General features: G+C 40.2%; 12 protein-coding genes and 1 pseudogene. 9 read left to right on the forward strand and 4 right to left on the reverse strand.

The features are described 5' to 3' along the window. The 7 genes and pseudogenes from IM500_RS17930 to IM500_RS17960 all read left to right on the forward strand — a co-directional run. Window positions 1-592 (forward strand): RNA-guided endonuclease InsQ/TnpB family protein (locus tag IM500_RS17930; RefSeq protein ID WP_287739222.1); only part of this gene is annotated, 592 nt, incomplete at its 5' end. A 199-nt stretch (window positions 593-791) separates the two neighbouring features. Continuing rightward, entirely contained in the window at window positions 792-3,914 is a 3,123-nt protein-coding gene (locus IM500_RS17935; protein WP_287739224.1) for a DEAD/DEAH box helicase, read from the forward strand. A gap of 13 nt (window positions 3,915-3,927) precedes the next feature. Continuing rightward, complete coding sequence (locus tag IM500_RS17940; RefSeq protein ID WP_190718076.1) at window positions 3,928-4,767, forward strand: SWIM zinc finger family protein; 840 nt, start codon at window positions 3,928-3,930, stop codon at window positions 4,765-4,767. Between the two features lie 225 nt (window positions 4,768-4,992). Continuing rightward, window positions 4,993-6,261 (forward strand): AAA family ATPase, encoded by a 1,269-nt coding sequence (locus IM500_RS17945; RefSeq protein WP_190718073.1) that lies wholly within the window; start codon window positions 4,993-4,995, stop codon window positions 6,259-6,261. Further along, window positions 6,261-6,686 (forward strand): hypothetical protein, encoded by a 426-nt coding sequence (locus tag IM500_RS17950; RefSeq protein ID WP_190718069.1) that lies wholly within the window; start codon window positions 6,261-6,263, stop codon window positions 6,684-6,686. Before IM500_RS17945 ends, IM500_RS17950 begins: the two co-directional genes overlap by 1 nt. Before the next feature lie 24 nt (window positions 6,687-6,710). Next, window positions 6,711-6,797, forward strand: a pseudogene (locus tag IM500_RS17955) (SWIM zinc finger family protein); the annotation flags it as partial. Window positions 6,798-6,970: 173 nt separating this feature from the next. Next, entirely contained in the window at window positions 6,971-8,995 is a 2,025-nt protein-coding gene (locus IM500_RS17960) for a potassium channel family protein (protein ID WP_190718066.1), read from the forward strand. 50 nt (window positions 8,996-9,045) lie between these two features. Here the strand turns inward: IM500_RS17960 and IM500_RS17965 are convergent, their stop codons facing one another. Then, the gene (locus IM500_RS17965; protein WP_287731307.1) at window positions 9,046-10,818 is read right to left on the reverse strand and encodes a coiled-coil domain-containing protein; all 1,773 of its coding nucleotides are present in this window, start codon (window positions 10,816-10,818) and stop codon (window positions 9,046-9,048) included. A 264-nt stretch (window positions 10,819-11,082) separates the two neighbouring features. Here IM500_RS17965 and groL point away from each other — a divergent pair, with 264 nt between their 5' ends. Both groL and IM500_RS17975 read left to right on the forward strand, forming a co-directional pair. Further along, window positions 11,083-12,765 carry a chaperonin GroEL gene (groL, locus tag IM500_RS17970; protein ID WP_185236764.1) on the forward strand — a complete coding sequence of 561 codons (1,683 nt, stop codon included), beginning with the start codon at window positions 11,083-11,085 and terminating at the stop codon, window positions 12,763-12,765. 190 nt (window positions 12,766-12,955) lie between these two features. After that, window positions 12,956-14,845: an ABC-F family ATP-binding cassette domain-containing protein gene (locus IM500_RS17975; RefSeq protein ID WP_190718060.1), complete on the forward strand. Its 1,890-nt coding sequence runs from the start codon at window positions 12,956-12,958 to the stop codon at window positions 14,843-14,845. A gap of 29 nt (window positions 14,846-14,874) precedes the next feature. On the opposite strand, the gene IM500_RS17980 is transcribed toward IM500_RS17975, so the two are convergent. From IM500_RS17980 to IM500_RS17990, 3 genes are all read right to left on the reverse strand, one after another. Further along, complete coding sequence (locus IM500_RS17980; RefSeq protein ID WP_190718057.1) at window positions 14,875-15,345, reverse strand: hypothetical protein; 471 nt, start codon at window positions 15,343-15,345, stop codon at window positions 14,875-14,877. 314 nt (window positions 15,346-15,659) lie between these two features. Beyond that, a complete protein-coding gene (locus tag IM500_RS17985; RefSeq protein WP_287739231.1) occupies window positions 15,660-15,815 on the reverse strand; it encodes a hypothetical protein in 156 nt (51 codons plus the stop codon). 21 nt (window positions 15,816-15,836) lie between these two features. Then, window positions 15,837-16,223: hypothetical protein (locus tag IM500_RS17990; RefSeq protein WP_287739233.1), on the reverse strand; the 387-nt coding region annotated here is incomplete at its 5' end.

Genomic DNA, 16,223 nt, shown 5'->3' on the forward strand with positions numbered 1-16,223 from the left:
TTCACGGGGAGATTTAATCAAAGCCCCTCGATTTTTGTTGAAAGTACAGAGTAAGCTTAAATTGCTACAAAGACGCTTGAAACATCAAGTCAAAGGCTCGAACAATTGGTTAAAACTCCAAGAGAAGATAGCAAGATTACATGAAAAAGTGTCTAATACTCGTAGAGATTGGCATTTTAAGTTAGCTCATTACCTTTGCGATTTTGCTGATAATATCTTTGTTGAAGATATTAACTTCGTTTCCTGGTCTAGAGGGATCGTTAGAAAACAATCTCTGGATTCGGGTATCGGTAGTTTTATTAACGAGATACTACCGTTTGTTGTTTGGAAACGGGGAAAATATTATCTTAAAGTCGATAAAAACGGAACTTCGCAAGAGTGTCCGAATTGTGGCGCGATTACCGGTAAAAAAGCCTTATCGGAAAGAGTTCACCGGTGTGATTCTTGCGGCCACATTGAACCGAGAGATACGGCATCAGCGAAGGTAATTGAGAACCGAGGAAAAAATGCGGTCGGACTGACCGTGTTAGAAAACGCTCGCGGAGGCGATTTGACGGGGATCGGCCAGGTTAAACCAGGTCGATCTAGTTAAAAGCCTAAGAACCGAGAATCCCCCGCTACACCGCGCGAGCGGTTAGCGGGGGAGAGTCAATAACCTTTTTCTCTGATCCAGAGGACTTCTGGGTTCGCAAAGGGACAAAAAAGTGTGGAGAATCCTCCCATAATCGCTACAATTTTTCTAGAGGCTAAGTATTGCCCTCATTTAAGTTCTTTTGTACTCATTAAAAACCATGAAAATTCTTCACGGTACTTGGATTCCCCAATCAACGGATGAATTTATTCAGAAGGGTAGCTTTTATCTTTGGGGAGAAACTAGCACCCCGAAAAAGAGTCGCACCACTGCTGATAATTATCATCCTTTTCAGTTAAGCAAAGAAGAATTAACTAGCTTTCTCACTGGAGAGTTAGGAATAGTTCAATCGAATTATAATCCTCTTAGTCGGCAATTTGTCCCCCGCTACTTTCTTTTACCTAGTCACGAGAATCAACCTTTACCCTCCTTAGAATTACTGCGTTATCTAGAAAAAGAACCCCCAGAAAATAGCCAATGGCAATCTTGGCAAATTGATTGTTATCCCCTTAATCCTGTACTTAAACTGCTCAATGATCTGCACTTTATCTGTCTTTACAACTCCTCAGAGATTCAGTTAGGTGCAGATCTACTTTTTTGGTATCACTACAGTCAAGCTTTTAAAGAAATAATTATCAAAGATAACTATATTCCTGCCTTTAAATATCGAGAATTAGCCACAAATAACCAGAAAACCGCTAACTTTGCCATCTACCCTCTTTGGGAAATTATATCAGCAACCTACGAAACCAATCTCGATCACTATCTCGAATATCTTCCCCGCATTTGTCTTGCTGGTGCTGAAAATCCCCATGCTTCGCCACAATTATACGATCCCAAAACCCTACTCCGGCACTTCTCCGAATGTCTCCTCAATGAAATTGTCACTAATACGGCAATTCCTGCCAGTTTTGATAAAAAAATTAGCGAGACAATTATAGGTGATTGCTTCTCTGTGACTAAGGCTGCTGGATTTCTGCAAACCGCTGCCGCTTTAGAAAAATATCAACAGTGGCAAACTTGGAGACAGCAATTACTAGGAGACCAAAATATATCTAGTTTTAGCCTTGGTTTTAAACTAACGGAGGCCCCAGAAAATAATATTGAACAGTGGCAAGTTACTTTTATCCTCATCTCTAAACAAGACCCCTCCCTGCGATTAGAATTAGACGAATATTGGTATGCAGTACCTGAAACTAGAACAAGCATACGAGCGCATTTTGGTCAAGATTTAGACAAAAATATTTTACTGAGTTTGGGTTATGCTGCCCGTATTTATCCCCCCATTTGGCAAGGATTAGAAACGGATAAACCGACGGGATTTTCTCTCAACCTTACAGAAGCTTTTACTTTCTTAAAAGAAACTGCTTGGATTTTAGAAGATGCGGGATATAAAGTGATTATTCCAGCTTGGTGGACTCCCGAAGGTCGTCAACGCGCTAAAGTTCGGCTAAAAACCACTTCTAAATCAGGCAAATCTACCCCGGTTAGTAAAGGGATTTTTAGCCTCGAAAACATCATTGAATATCAATATGAATTAGCCATCGGTGAAGAAACTATTACCCAAGAGGAATGGCAACAATTAATTAACACCAAAACACCCCTAGTTAAATTTCGAGGTCAATGGGTAGAATTAGAACAAAATAAAATGCAGCAAATGCTGGATTTTTGGGAGAAATATCAGCAGGAAAATCCTGAAATGAATCTGATTGAATTAATGAAAAAAGCTGCCGAATCCCCAGAGGAGATTATTGTTGAAACCGATGAATTTTTGGGTTCTATGCTAGAGAAATTACAAAATCCTAGTCAACTAGAACCGATCGAAAATCCTCCCCAATTACAAGGAACGCTGCGGGAGTACCAAAAGCGTGGAGTTGCCTGGATTCAATACCTAGAACAATTGGGGTTAAATGGTTGTCTTGCTGACGATATGGGATTAGGAAAAACCCTACAGGTAATTGCTAGATTGATTGGGGAAAGAGAGGGAGATAATAATGTTTTGCCAACTCTGCTAGTTGCACCCACTTCCGTGGTGGGAAATTGGGCAAAAGAAATTGAAAAATTTGCCCCCCATCTTCAGGTTTTAATTCATCATGGTAGTAAGCGCTATCAAGATGAGAGCGAATTTCAGACAGTAGCTAGTCACAAGGATATCGTCATTACTTCCTTTACCTTAGTTCGCAAGGATTTGAAATTATTGAACTCGCAATCTTGGCAACGTTTAGTAATTGATGAAGCACAAAATATCAAAAATCCTAAAGCGGCACAAACTAAAGCAATCTTGAGTTTATCTGCACAACATCGTCTCGCATTAACGGGAACTCCAGTAGAAAATAGACTGCTTGATTTATGGTCAATTTTTAACTTCCTTAACCCCGGTTATTTAGGTAAAGAAACTCAATTTCGTAAAGCGTTTGAAGTGCCAATCCAAAAACAAAATGATCGTCTCCAGTCCACGGTTCTCAAAAAATTAGTGGAACCTTTTATTCTGCGTCGGGTAAAAACCGATAAGCAGATAATTAAAGATTTACCTGACAAAGTGGAAAACAAACAGTATTGTAATTTAACTAAAGAACAAGCTTCTCTCTACGAAGTTGTCATCAAAGAAGTGGAAAAACAATTAGAAGAAGCGGAGGGAATAAAACGCAAAGGATTAATTTTATCTACCCTGATGCGCTTGAAACAAATTTGTAATCATCCCCGTCAATTTTTACAGGATAACAGCGCTTTTACTCCTGAGCGATCGCATAAGTTAGAGCGTTTGGGAGAAATGCTAGAAGAAGTAATTTTAGAGGGAGATAGTTTGCTAATTTTCACTCAATTTACTGAAATCGGTGACTCCTTACAAAAGTACCTCAAACAAACTTTTCGCTACAATACCTATTATCTTCACGGGGGGACTTCTCAACCAAAACGAGAACAAATGATCGAAGAATTTCAACATCCCGAAACAGAACCTTCCGTATTTATTTTATCCTTAAAAGCTGGGGGAGTTGGCATTACTTTAACCAAAGCAAATCATGTTTTTCATTTCGATCGTTGGTGGAATCCTGCGGTGGAAAATCAAGCAACCGATCGCGCTTTTAGAATTGGTCAACAAAAAAATGTTTTCGTGCATAAATTTGTCACTTTGGGAACCTTAGAGGAAAGAATTGATGAAATGATCGAGGAAAAGAAAAAGGTAGCTAATGCTATTGTTAGTAATGATGAATCCTGGTTAACGGAATTAGATAACGAAAGTTTTCGTCAGTTAATCGCATTGAATAAACAGACAATTATTTAATCGAGGTAAACCCATGAATAAATTTAGTAAAACTTGGTGGGGACAACGCTTTATAGAAGCATTAGAGGAATTTACCGACTCAGCGCGCTTGAGTCGAGGACGTTCCTACGCCAAAAATGATAAAGTCAAGAATTATAAAATTGACGGTAATTTAATTACTGCTCAGGTGAGAGGTTCCATTAATCCCTACTTTGGGGTTTACAAAGAACCTTTGTATAAGGTGAGTATCGAGATTAAACCAATTACTAAAGCAGAGTGGTCACAAGCTTTATATAATCTTGGTTCAAGAGCGAGTATGATCTCTAAACTGCTGCTCAAAGAAGTTCCCGATAATATTGATGAAGCATTTAGCGATCTGAATCTGCACTTATTACCCCACAGTCAAAAGGATTTTATCACCAATTGTTCCTGTCCCGATTGGGAAAATCCCTGTAAACATATTGCTGGAGTTTATTACCTCGTTGCTTCCCAATTAGATCAGGATCCTTTCCTCTTATTTGAATTACGGGGTATCTCTCGTCAAAAATTACTGCAAGAGTTAGCAAAAACTCCCCTCGGTAAGCTGCTTTCCTCCTCCATCCAAGAGGAAGAAATTCCTCTTAACCCTGTCACTTCCTATCACACCAAACCCGAAACTATACCAGCAGTAGAAACAATTGATCTCAAAGAATTTTGGCACTCCCATCACCGTTTACCCGAAAATCCTCAGTTAGTCAAAGCCGCAACTATTCCCGCAATTGTCATTAAAAAAGCTGGTGATTATCCTGCATTTTGGGATAAGGATACTTCCTTTATCGAGGTAATGGAAGAAATGTATCAACGGGTACGCAATAAAAATGCAGGGATACTTTAAAAAAATATAAGTTTTCCTTTTGGGGAGTCAGGGGTCAGTCCCGATGCCAAATTAGGTTACACTTTATCTTGATCAGAAACGCTGTAGCTAAATTGCTGACTTTTTGACTTAGGTATCTATCCATAGGAGGGTAGATTAGAATAAACAGGTTAACAACTGACAGTAATTGAAAATCTACCCCTAACCTGCTAGTATTGTTATGAGACTGGACATAAGAGAGATACAATGGAATCCTTAATTATTAAAAATTTTCTGATTATTAAGTATGCGGAAATAGAGATAAAAAAAATTAATGTTATCATCGGTGAACAGTCCACTGGTAAAAGTATTATTGCTAAATTAGTTTTTTTATTTGAAACATTTTTGTTTTTAAAGATTAAAATTTATGCTTTTAATGCTAAGGATCAAAAAGCTATCAGACGCATGGTGCTGCAAGATTTCGAGCAGCTATTTCCTAGATATGCGTGGAAAGATCAGTCCTTCAAAATAAGTTATGCTTTTAAAAATACTACTTTTATTATTGAAAGACATAAAGAAAGTTCCGATGGATATTATAAATTAACATTCACCTATTCAGAAAATTTTAAACAGCTTTATAATAGAATCATTAGACAGATAAGACGATTGGATAGAGATGACAGCTTAAAGCCTCAGGAAATAAACTCAAAGGCTATTGAATATATCACAAATACTCTTTCTTCTTCTGACTTGTTTAAAGATCGAGAAGGATTTATACCCGCAGAAATCTTCTTTATTCCAGCTAGTCGCACTCTGTTTGTTAAATACTTTACCAATAATATTTTTACCTTTTTAGCTAATAATTTTGATCTTGATCCTCTGATTATCAACTTTGGCTCTAATTATGAAACCGCTCAACGTCTATACAGAATAATTAATGAATTCCAAGATAAAAAAGATGATAAAAAACTTTATAATCAAATTAAATTAATTACCGAAAAAATTCTATCGGGTAGCTATGGAAGAGAAAAAGATCAAGATTGGCTTTATCATGCCGATGGGAGAAAGATTAACTTAATTGATGCTTCAAGCGGACAACAAGAAGCCTTACCAATGTTATTAATTCTCTTAGTTTTCCCCTTTTTTGCCACTCACGAATCTAATCAATTCTTTATTGAGGAACCCGAAACCCATCTTTTTCCCTCCGCTCAAAGAGATATGGTAGAACTATTTACCTTACTTTATGCTAATAAAAATTGTCGTTTCTTTCTCACTACCCATAGTCCCTACATTCTCACAGCTTTGAATAATAAAATCATGGCGGCTAACGTTGAGCCTGTCAAAGCGGAAAAATCTTTAGGTTATAAAAATACTATTCAATTTCAAGATGTGTCAGCCTACACAATTAGCAACGGACAAACTCAAAGTATCTTAGATACAGAGGTGAACTTGATTGGTATCAATAACCTCGATGCTGTCTCCGATGAACTTAGTCAAGAGTTTGAAGAAATTTTAGAAAGAAAGGCTCAACAATAATGGATATTAGTCACTGTTCTGAATGCAATAATAATAAAATAGTCAAAGTTAAAGAAAATGGTAAAGAATTTATCGTCAACAATAATAGTCAGAAATTAGTTACTAAGATAAAAATAGATAATTGTTTAATCATCGAGGGGAAAAGATGCGACTGGCTGTTAGAAATTGATAGTCCCTGTAGCTTGGCTCTTTATATTGAACTCAAGGGTAAAAATATTGAACAAGCTTATGATCAATTATTGTCAACTCTAAATCATTATTACTTACAAGAAAGACATAAAAAATCTAAAAAAGAATGCTATATTGTCGCTTCTAGAGTACCAAAAGCTGGAACCAATGTTCAGGTTTATCAAGCGAGATTAAAGCAATCTCATCCTGAAGTTAGTTTAAAAGTCAGGTCGATGAAAGCTGAAATCACTATTTAGGTTTTTCCCTCAGAAAAAAGCTGAACTAATTGTTCTTGTCCCGATTGGGAAAATCCCTGTAAACATATTGCTGGAGTTTATTACTTCGTTGCTTTCCAATTAAATATGGAAGAAATGTATGAACGGGTACGCAATAAAAATGCTGGTATGTTATAATCAGGTGGGTGTTTAAAATCGTCTAATACCCCCCTTAGTTAAAAGTAAATTAAGGGTAGATTAAAGGGGGATTAAGGGGGGATCAGAAGTTTGAAAAAGCATTCTATTTTTTAAGACAAGCAGAATCTATGAACCAAGAATCTCTCAGCTTTGTCGATGGGAATGTCAAGTTAGCCGATCGCTTTTTAGTTTGTGGATTGGGTAGTCTCGGACAACACTGCGTCAAGTCTTTAAAAGAGTTTGGGGTTAGCGTCGTCGGTATCGAACTAATACAGCCTCCCAGTTGGGAAATTAATGATTTTCCCGATTTATTAGAGGAAATAATTATCGGTGATTGTCGTCAAAAAAACATTTTAGCAAGAGCGGGAATCGATCGCTGTCGGGCTGCTTTAATTGTCACCAGTGATGAGCGAATTAATGCCACCACTGCCCTAATTATTCGGCAATTAAATCCCCTTACCCGCTTAGTGGTGCGTTCTTCTAAAGATAATCTCAATCAGCTACTTAAGGAACGTTTAGGCAATTTTATCGCCTATGAACCCACCCAACTACCCGCCAATGCCTTTGCTTTAGCCACATTAGGCACGGAAACCCTCGGTTTTTTGCATCTCGACGGTCAGAAATTGCGGATTATCCAGAGACAAATTAGCCCCGAAGATGGTTTACTCGATCGCTTTTTAGGTGATTTAAATACCCCCACCCGTCGTCTGTTAGCACACACAGCCCCCGATGAACCTTTAAGGGCTGGATTTTATCAATGGTCCCCCACCACCACTATCCGGGCCGGTGATACCATTACCACCATCGAAACTACCTATCAAAACATCGATGCTGTCCGCCAGAAACCTTCAAATTCTCGCCAGAAGTTGCGGCATTTTTGGCAAAAATTGCTCAAAGAAATCCAACAATTCTGGCAATTGAGTTTTCAGCAGCAAATTCACCGGGTGGCTTTCATGTCAGTATTTATCATTATCCTGCTAGTAATTATCGGGACTTTTCTTTTCCATCTCTACGCCCCGAGAGCTTCCTTTATTTCCGCTCTTTCAGGAACGGCGATTCTTTTATTAGGTGGTTATGGCGATGTTTTCGGTGCCTCTAACCCCGAAGATTTAAATGCAGTTCCCTGGTGGATGCAGCTATTTAGTCTCTTTTTAACCTTAGCTGGAACCGCTTTTATCGGGGTTCTCTATGCCATTTTGACAGAAACTTTATTATCATCAAGATTTCAATTTATCCCTAACCGTCCCCCAGTTCCCCAACAGAATCATATCGTTATTGTGGGCTTAGGTCGAGTCGGCAAAGAAGTGGCTAATTTATTACTAGAAATGCAACAGGCAATCGTTGGGGTCAGCTTAAATAGGGATTTTGATGCAACTATCCTGCCAAAAATGCCCCTGATGACGGGAAATATCGAAGAATCTTTAAAAAATGTCAATTTAGACAGGGCTAAAAGTATAGCGATTGTTACTGATGACGAAATCCTCAATTTAGAAGTGGCCCTAACCACCCGCAAACTCAACCCCCAAAGCTACTTAGTCATCCGCACCACCGACGACAACCTTAGTCAACAATTAAGTCAAATTCTGCCCCGCTCTCACATTTTAGGAACCAACACCGTGGCGGCAGAAGCCTTTACGGGGGCCGCTTTCGGAGAAAATATCATCTATCTGTTCCGTTGGGCGCAAAAAACGATTCTGGTGACGGAATACGAGATCGAAGCCGGAGATACTCTCAATGGTAGCTCGATCGGGGATATTGCCTACGGTTATCGAGTTGTGCCGATCCTACACCAACGAGAACGGCAAGCCCCGAAATTAATGCCCGAAGATTATCTCAATTTACGCATCGGCGATCGCATTGTGGTGCTGGCCACCATCAACGGACTGCGACGGGTGGAACAGGGTCGTCGCACTCCCAAAACTTGGCGCGTGCGGGTGGAAAAAGCCTTTAACCGCAATATTGCCGCGGAAGCACCCACCGTAATCAGTCGTTTTTCTAATTGTCCCCTGAAAACCGCCAGCGATCTCATGGAAAATTTGCCAGCGACCCTGGGCGCTCCCCTCTACGAACAGCAGGCGATTCGATTAGTTTCCGAGTTAAAAAAAATTCAAGTTCAAGCATTGGCCATTCCAATTAACCCGAAATCGGGGTAAATGGGAGTTATCCTTTTTTTGTCAAACTAGAAGGCTCTCTTGGTCTTTTTTTATGCAGTTAAAGTGACCGTAGCCTTGGCAGTTTGTCCAGAATCAGAAGTGGCAGTAATAGTAATTTTATCCCCAGCATTTCCTTGTGGGGGTGCAGTGTAGGTAAATTTGGCATCAGTGGTATTTTTATCAATTTTACCGCTTTCTGGCGGTGAGATTGTGATGGTGTAGTTACCAACGGGATTAATGCTAAATTCTTTCTCCCCGTTTAATGCTAAACTTGCGATAGGCGGAGCGATCAAAATCGTTGGAGGTAGTCCCTGTCCAGTGGAACTAGCCTCTACAGTTACTTTTTTCTCCACTTGATTAATTAAATCGGGAATAAGACGTTCGCTAAATCCAGCCACAAAAGCCATTGTCAAAAGTCCATATAAATAGGTGTCATTCCCCTTATTTCCATTGTCAGTCCGAATTTGTAAGGGAGAAATGCTAGAGTTAAGAATTAGCAGAATAAAGAAAGCGAAACTTCCCCCTAAAATGGGTTTGGTTAAACCAATTGACAATGGCAAGAAGTCATCGTCATATTTTTGATTTTTGGGATTATCAAAGTCTTGCAAACGAGTTAGAAGACTAACTGCTCCCCCTAAAGTCCCTGTCATCAATATCAATATCAAGAGTCTAAAATTTCCATCTTTGTCCTCAGTATTTTGGTTACTAGAATTTGAGATTGGAGGTAAGGGCATAAGCAAATCCTTCACTGGAGGGGAGTTCATAATACCCCAATTCAAAGGGAGAGCTAACACTAATCCAATTAAAACTTTTGTAGGTATTTTGATAGAATGGAAAAGATTATCTCTGAAGTCGGCTAGACCATTCCAAAAACCCATCTGGGTTTTTCTTAATCCTGTTTCGGCAGCATAGCGTAATTTTTGTGCCAAAATAATATTAGGTTGACCTGTTAAAGATTTAATCGCAATTTCTCCAGCATCTACCACCGACTTTACTTGCATGATATCCCAAGCTTTGGAACTGTTGATGAGTTCCACCTGCGCTATCCCTAGTATTATAATTAATTTGGCTAATTCTCCCTGTACTTCCCGGTCTAATTCTGGAGGGAATCCCGCTACTTGTTCTTTAGTTTTTCCCAGCAAAGTATCAATTCTTTGATTTAGTTTAATCACCTCATCTCTAGCTTTAATTTCATTGATTAAATCGGATAAAGTTTGAAATAAAACACTTGCTTCTTGTAGTTGTGCAAAATTATCTTTAAATTCCTTGACTAACTTTTCAAAGGGTTCATCTACTTCAGGAATTGAACTATATTTGTCTAAGTTATCCTTCAGTTCAGCAATCAAAGACTCATTTTTCTGTTGTAATTCCACAGTCGTGGAAAATTTAACCAAAGTATCTTTAATTTTTGTTTGCCAAGCAGTTAGTTTTTCTTTGAGTTTTGGCAAGTTTGGAACGTTAGCATTAGCATCGAATAGAGTCGTAATTGTTGTAACTAAACTATCAGTTTCTTGGCTGAAAGTATCAAGAGGAGTTTCTGAACTTTTGCCCGTAGATAAAAGGTTGATTGTCTCCACAAGCTGATCTGTATGAGCTATTATTTGTTTTTCTAATTCTTCTCTGCTAGGTAAAGGGTCTGAAAAAGTTAATTCACCTAGTTTTTGAATAAGTTCATCTCTTAAATTATTAGTCTCTTGAGTGATTGTTTTGGCTTCTGTTTGGTAACTAGCAAGGGTAGCTGATTTATCCTGACTAAATTTATTTTGGGTTTCCAGAATAAATTGATTAATTTTTTGTTCGATAGCAGGATTTGGATTAATCATGATTATCTTCTCCTAAAAAAAGGCGAAAATGGGCTAAAATTCGGTTAGCTTCCAGATGCTACAATAGTTATCATTGATTTTCTGCAATTATTCATAAATCTTGATAAATTTTTATTTTTTTAACTCAATTCAGTCTGCCGTAGGGACATAACATCGTTATCTCCTCAACATCGTTATCTCCTCAATGACCGCAGCCGCATCTTAGCACTCAGGCCCTAAGAGTGCTAAATTAACTATAAGGAGTCCTATCACAACAGCGATACCATGTCCAAAATCATTGCCTTTAAAGATGAATCCCGTCGCGCCCTAGAAAGAGGTGTCAACGCCTTGGCCGATGCGGTAAAAATCACCCTCGGTCCGAAAGGACGCAATGTCTTGTTAGAAAAGAAATACGGCGCCCCCCAGATCGTTAATGACGGCATCACCGTCGCCAAAGAAATCGAATTGTCCGATCCCCTCGAAAACACCGGGGCGAGATTAATTCAGGAAGTAGCGGCAAAAACCAAAGATTTAGCGGGAGATGGCACCACTACCGCCACCATCATCGCCCAGGCTTTAATTAAAGAAGGTCTCAAAAACGTTACCGCCGGGGCCAATCCCGTCGCCTTAAGACGCGGACTAGACAAAACCATCGCCTATCTGGTGGAAGAAATCGCCGCCGTCGCTAAACCGATCGCCGGAGATGCGATCGCTCAAGTGGCCACCGTTTCTTCCGGCAACGATGAAGAAGTGGGACAAATGATCGCCACCGCCATGGAAAAAGTCACCACCGATGGCGTAATCACCGTGGAAGAATCGAAATCCCTAACCACCGAATTAGAAGTAGTGGAAGGGATGCAGATCGATCGCGGTTATATCTCTCCCTATTTCATCACCGATCAGGAAAGACAGATCGTCGAGTACGACAACCCCCTGATCCTGATTACCGATAAAAAAATCAGTGCGATCGCAGAATTAGTCCCCGTCCTCGAAGCCGTTGCCCGTCAAGGTCGTCCCCTATTAATTATCGCCGAAGATGTGGACGGCGAAGCCTTAGCCACTCTAGTGGTCAACAAGGCCCGGGGTGTCTTAAATGTCGTCGCTATCAAAGCCCCCAGTTTTGGGGAACGTCGCAAAGCGGTTTTACAAGATATCGCCATCCTCACCGGCGGTCGTCTGATTTCCGAAGAAGTGGGCTTGAGTCTTGACACGGTTAGCCTCGATCTGCTAGGGCAAGCGGCAAAAATCACCCTAGAGAAAGACAATACAATTATTGTCGCCTCCGGGGACAGCCGCAATAAGGCCGATGTGCAGAAACGTCTCGCCCAACTGAAAAAACAGTTAGAAGAAACCGATTCTGAATTCGATCAGGAAAAATTACAGGAACGCATCGCTAAATTAGCCGGCGGTGTGGCCGTGATTAAAGTCGGGGCAGCCACAGAAACCGAACTCAAGGATCGCAAACTCCGCATCGAAGATGCCCTCAATGCCACCAAAGCCGCCGTGGAAGAAGGTATCGTCCCGGGCGGTGGTACAACCTTGATTCATCTGGCTTCTAAGGTGAAGGCTTTCAAAGCTTCTTTGACTAACGATGAGGAAAAAGTCGCCGCCGATATCGTCGCTAAAGCCCTAGAAGCCCCCCTGCGTCAGTTAGCCAACAACGCCGGCGTGGAAGGCGATGTGATCGTGGAAGGTGTGCGCGATACCGCTTTTAGCGTCGGTTATAATGTCCTCACCGGCAAGTACGAAGACTTAATCGCCGCCGGAATTATCGATCCGGCTAAAGTGGTGCGGTCAGCCGTTCAAAACGCCGCTTCCATCGCCGGTATGGTCTTAACTACGGAAGCCCTCGTGGTCGAAAAACCCGTTAAAGAAGCCGCAGCCCCCGATATGGGCGGCATGGGTGGCATGGGCGGCATGGGTGGCATGGGCGGCATGGGTGGCATGGGTGGCATGGGCATGATGTAATTCCTGATGCCGTCTGGCCCCTGAAAATAATCTCATGCAATTGAGCCAATCTGTCCCTTTTCTCGTTATCGTCGGCATTAGGGACAGGTTTTTTTTCCCCAGGAAAAACTTTTTCAGCAGAACCTGCTTAATCTATCCTTTGCATTAGTCCAGACACTACACTAGAAAAGAAGGATTATTCCCAGAAATCATGACACTGCTGACGGTTCGATCGCTCAAAAAAGACTTCGGTATCAAGGAAATTCTCAAAGATGCGAGTTTTAGTCTCGATGATCGCGATAAAGTCGGCCTGATCGGTACGAATGGATCGGGAAAATCGACCCTATTGAAAATGATCGCCGGTTTAGAATCGATCGATGGTGGCGAAATTCAAATCAATTCCGGGATGAAAATCGTCTATTTACCCCAGCAACCGGAGCTAGACGACGATAAAACGGTTTTAGAGCAGGTTTTCGCCGATAGTGGCGAAAGCATGACTTTAATTAAGGAATACGAGGAATTGTCCGATCGCCTTGTCCATGAGCCAGAAAATCTGGATACTATTATGGAGCGTTTGTCAAGGGTTTCGCAACAAATTGATAAACTTGCCGCCTGGGATTTAGAAACCAATGCTAAAGTTATTTTAAGTAAACTGGGCATCGATAATTTTAATGCTCGCGTGGGAGATTTATCGGGGGGATATCGCAAAAGAATCGCCATCGCTACCGCACTTTTAGCCGATCCTGACTGTTTATTGATGGATGAACCCACCAACCATTTAGACGCACTTTCCGTGGAGTGGTTACAGAGTTATTTGTCCCGTTTTCGGGGAGGATTATTATTAATTACTCACGATCGCTATTTTCTCGATCGAGTGACTAATCGCATCATTGAAATCGATCGGGGAGATTTATCTACTTATTCCGGTAATTATGCCTATTATCTAGAAAAAAAAGCTTTAGCGGAAGAATCGATCGCCAGTAGTCAACGCAAACACGCGGGAGTTTTACGACGGGAATTAGAATGGTTATCCCGGGGACCAAAAGCGCGCAGTACCAAACAAAAAGCGCGGATTGATCGCATTCAGGCAATGGGTAATAAGGAATTTAAACAGGTGGAGGGAAAAGTCGATATTGCCACCGCAGGAAGACGCATCGGCAAAAAAGTTATCGAAGTAGAAAATATCTCGAAAGCTTACGGAGATCATACTTTAATTAAAGATTTTACCTATATTTTTACCCCCGAAGATCGCATCGGTATTATTGGCAGTAATGGGGTAGGAAAATCTACTCTCATGGATATTATTACCGGGAAAATTCTCCCCGATTCAGGCACAGTTGACATCGGTTCCACTATTCATATTGGTTACTTCGATCAACAATCCGATGATCTCAATATCAACGAAAATCAAAGAGTGATCGAATATCTGAAAAGTGTGGCCGAATTAGTCAAAACCCTAGACGGCAGCGTGATTACCGCTTCCCAGATGTTAGAAAAATTTCTCTTTCCTCCCGATCAACAGTATGCACCAATTTATAAACTTTCTGGAGGAGAAAGACGACGCTTATTTTTACTACGAGTTTTGATGAGTGCACCTAATGTTTTAATCCTAGATGAACCCACCAATGATCTCGATGTGCAGACTTTAGCAATTTTAGAAGAATATTTAGAGGACTTTAACGGTTGTGTGATTGTCGTTTCCCATGATCGCTATTTTCTCGATCGAGTAGTTGATACTATTTTTTCCTTTGAAACCGGGGGTAATATCCGTCAATATCCGGGTAATTATTCCCTTTATCTCGATCAGAAAAAAGAGGAGGAGGAACCAAAAGAAAAAAAAGTCACCCCAAAAACTGTTAAAGCTTCTCCGTCACCTGTCAATAAAAAAATCTCTTTTAAAGAGAAAAAAGAATACGAAGATATCGAAAAACAAATACCAATTTTAGAAGCAAAAAAAGCTGAAATTGAACAGGTACTTTATGGAGAACCCCTAGAAGATTTTACCAAAATAACCGCTCTGACCGAAGAATTAGCTCAATTAAGTCAAAAAATTGATAATTTAACCGATCGCTGGTTAGAATTAGCGGAAAAATTAGGCTAGGATAATCCCTATTTTCCCGATCGATTTAGTCAAAACTGAGTGATAATTTCCGGTGAATCATCCTCATCCATGACCAGATCTACCGACTCCACCCGCAAGAGGGCCAAATTATCGTTAACCACCCCTTGAAGATAGATTTCCCCCATCCCTTCACCCCCCAGATCGATCGAGCCGAAAACTTGACCGGTTTTGGTATTAAAATTAAACTGAAAATAATTAGCCGAGGAAATTCCCTCGCTGACATTATCGTATTTAGCGATCTCTTGACCACTGTTATCATAAAAAGATACTTGAAAATTTTCTAAAACTCGCATTTTTCCCAAACCTTTTTCCGAAAAGATAGTCGGGGCCGTTTTTTCATCATAACTAAAAGAACCTTTAGCTGTATAACCCTGATTTCCCAACCATTGAAAATCGATCGTCACTGCTAAAACCCCTTGGCTATTCATGTTAGCAACTAAAAGCCAAGCTAATAGTAAAGTCAATATTATCTTTTTCATTAGTCGGTTATTTCATTTACAGCAGTTATCCTAATGGTGAGGTACGAAGTCTCTGGTTTTGGAGAACAGGGAACAGCGAACGGTAGCTATGGTTTGCTGAATAAATCTAAAAACCTTGTTGGATAAGACTTTTAGACTTTTTTGACCTCAAAAAGTGCCGACCATTGGAGTGATTGGGGGGAAAATTCAGGGACTTTTTCCCTGAAAATTAGGTAATTGACCACCTGAAAATGGGTAAAACCCCACACCCTGCCACCAGGGAAAACCTTTTCAGCAAACCCTATTATAGCAAAGGGATTGCTACTTGCTTCCAATTAGTCACTGATAACTGATAACTGATAACTGATAACTGATAACTGATAACTGATAAGTTGGTGAACTTCAGGAAAGAAGAAGTATAAAAATGCTTCAAAATACTCGCTTAATGCTTCTTTCCAGGGTTCATCATAATTGGCAGTTGTTTGGTTCATTGGAGAAGAAAATTACTGAGACTATTGTTCTAAAAGTTGATGCAAATCATCAAAAGAATTAACGGTTAATGCCGATTTCAGTAACTCGTCTAAAATCGATAATACAGAAATTTTATCCACAGCTTGCTCAATGTCTATTGGAATGTCACCCAATCGCGTTTTCAGCACCGTTTTAACATAGTTACGAGCATTTTCTAACGCTCCAATTTCCTTACCAATTTCCTTACCAATTTCCTTACCGCGTTCTATTCCTCGTAACTCCCCAATTTCCTCACCAATTTTCCTTCCCCGTAACTCCATATTACTTATTAAAGGCATGGTTTTTTCCTCCTCAAATTGTTTGATTTTACTCTCTAAACTTGACTGTAATTCAGGGGATAAAGTCATCATATTGTCGATGATTTCAAA

Origin of the sequence: Microcystis sp. M179S2 (assembly GCF_020245805.1) — a bacterium.
Taxonomy (GTDB): domain Bacteria; phylum Cyanobacteriota; class Cyanobacteriia; order Cyanobacteriales; family Microcystaceae; genus Microcystis; species Microcystis aeruginosa.